2 protein-coding genes and 1 pseudogene are annotated in these 2,589 nt (G+C 72.8%); 1 reads left to right on the forward strand and 2 read right to left on the reverse strand.

Going from position 1 to position 2,589, the window contains the following annotated elements; translation table 11 throughout:
* Positions 1-289 (reverse strand): annotated as a pseudogene (locus tag B7767_RS10115) (3-oxoacyl-ACP synthase); the annotation flags it as partial.
* Between the two features lie 391 nt (positions 290-680).
* Positions 681-1,526, reverse strand: coding sequence for a hypothetical protein (locus tag B7767_RS10120; protein WP_085571899.1), 846 nt, complete (start codon positions 1,524-1,526; stop codon positions 681-683).
* A 210-nt stretch (positions 1,527-1,736) separates the two neighbouring features.
* Between B7767_RS10120 and B7767_RS10125 the strand changes: the two genes are divergently transcribed.
* Positions 1,737-2,589 (forward strand): class I SAM-dependent methyltransferase (locus B7767_RS10125; protein WP_085571898.1); only part of this gene is annotated, 853 nt, incomplete at its 3' end.

The following is a 2,589-nucleotide window of genomic DNA, read 5'->3' on the forward strand; positions in this document are numbered from 1 at the left end:
GGGCCGGCGAGCTCACCCGCGGGACCGCGGCCACGTCCAGCCGCCGCCCGGCGACGGTCACCCGCTGGTCGCGGCGCAGCGCCTCCTCGTGGTCCACCCCGCCGAGCGGCGGTCGCAGCGTGACCCGGATCACCTCGGGGCCCTCGGGCAGCGTGTGCGTCACGACGTGCCACCGGTGCCGCACCGCGTCCTCGTGGGACAGGGCGAACAGGTCACCGGGAACGACCTCGGCGGCGGTGACCGCGTACGGGCGTATGGGCACTTCAGGCGTTTCGGGGGAGTGGGTCATGGCCGCGCATGCTCTCTTCGGTCCGAACTGTCGTACTGAGGGCGGTTACGAGTGTTCTGTACGACATGCGAACGGACCATTGTTGAATCGCGGGCATGTCCGTTTTGCCATGTTCTACCAGGTGGGTGACGGGAGACACACCCGTCAACGCGCGAGCACGGCCGACGAGTTACCCGGCCGTAGCCCGCATGTGCAAAACGTCACGAATCACCCGGCGTCCGTGCGGACACGGCGGCCCGCGCCGACGGCCGTCGCGTTCACCCCGTACGCCGGGGAACCCGCCCGGAACGGCCGGACCCGGGCGCGGAGGCGACGTCCACCGCGCCGACGAGGACGGAGCCGGCGGCCGGATCCCGGACTTCCGGGGCCGCGGGCGGCCCGCCCCGGTCCCTCACCGGGAGGGCGTGACGGAGGGCTGGTCCTTCGCCCACCACAGGAACGCGGCGGCGTGCTGCTGGTTGGCGAACCCCTCGCCGGCCAGGGAACGCAGCAGGTCGTTGCTCCACAGGATGAGCCGCCCGAGCGTCCAGTTCACCGACTCCGGCGCCGGTAGCTCCAGCCCGTAGACCTTCCGCGCGATCTCGCGCTTGCCGCCCGCCTCCGTCGTGTACTTGAGGATCGTCAGGAACCGCTCGGGCTCCACCACGCACAACACCCGCGTGAGCAGGGCCTCCTTGAACCCGGTCATGGCGAACGGCTCGGTCCCGGCCAGCAGGCGGTGCAGCCGGTCCCCGAGCGGTGTGTCGTCGGGCCCGTACAGGAGGTACGCGATCGTCTCGCGGGTCGCCTTCCCGGCGGCGGCGTCACCCATGGCGTTCCAGGCGGAGTTGAAGGTGGCCTGGTTGCCGGGGTGGGCACCGACCTCGGAGTTGGCGAAGTCCTTCAGACGCCGCGGGTCGCACGCGCGCAACCCGTCGGGGGAGAAGATCTCCTGGTACTCCGCCCAGTAGGCCGCGACCCGGGGATCGAAGTCCGGTCGCACGGCGAGGTACCGCTCCTTGAGCCGGGCCACGTGCTCCAGCCTGCCGGGTTCGACGTCCTCGGCCTTCGGGAAGCGCGCCGCGAGCTCGTCGAAGGAGAGGGAGCGGGACGCCCGTTCCCTCTTCGGGGCGGCGGGCGCCACGTGCTCCCACTCGTAACCGCACCGGTGCCTGACGACCCGGCCCCCGCCCTCCAGGCTCCGGACCACCTCGATGTCCTCGTCGTCACTGCACAGCGGACACATGACCAGGGCCATGCCCACCCCCGTTCCACCGCGGAGCCCGGGCCCCGCCGTAAGCCGACGTACTCCCCACCGGAGGACCACCCTTCCACATCCGGCCGGTGGCGGCCGTACCGCCTTCCTCCCCCCCCGACCGCCTCCGACGCGAGCCCGGACGAACGATCGCAGCCGTGCGAGCGTGCCGACGGGCCCCGCAGGACGGCCCCGCAGGGCACCATGGGCCGTATGGCCGACAACCGGATCGTGAACACCCACCAGTCCGAGGCGTGGAACGGCTACGAAGGCCGGCACTGGGCCGACCACCAGTCGCGCTACGACGCCCTCAACGACTCCACCAACGCCCCGCTCCTGTCCGCCGCCCGCATCCGGGACACGGACGGCGTCCTGGACATCGGCTGCGGCAACGGACACCTGACCCGGCTGGCCGCCCGCACCGCGGACCACGCCGTGGGCGTCGACCTGTCGGCCCCCATGCTGGAACGGGCCCGCGCGAGCACCGCCGCGGACCACCTCACCAACGTCTCCTACCTCCGGGCCGACGCCCAGGCGCACCCGTTCGAGCCCGCGGCCTTCGACGTCGCCCTGAGCCGCTTCGGCGTCATGTTCTTCGCCGACCCGGTCGCCGCGTTCACGAACATCGGACGCGCCCTGCGTCCGGGCGGACGGCTGGCCTTCGTCTGCCCGCAGTCCGTCGACCGCATGGACCAGTCGGTGATCTTCGCGGCGGTGGCCGAGCACGTTTCCCTGCCCGACTTCTCCGAGAAGACGGAGACGGGCCCCGCCGCCTTCGCCGACCCGGCACGCGCCCGGCAGGTCCTGGGCGACGCCGGCTACGACGCGATCACCGTCACCCCGCTCGAAGCGCCGCAGATGTGGGGCACGGACGCGACGGACGCCACCGGCTTCCTCTTCGGCTGGGGCCCGATGCGCCACTGGCTGCGCGACGCGGCCCCCGAGGACGTCGCCCGCGCCCGCCGGGCCGCCACCGACGCCTTCCGCGCGTACGAGACGGAGGACGGCGTACGCCTCACGGCCCGCCACTGGCTGGTGACGGCGACCTGGCCGGGAGCCCCGGGAC

This window comes from Streptomyces sp. 13-12-16 (assembly GCF_002114215.1).
Taxonomy (GTDB): Bacteria; Actinomycetota; Actinomycetes; order Streptomycetales; family Streptomycetaceae; genus Streptomyces.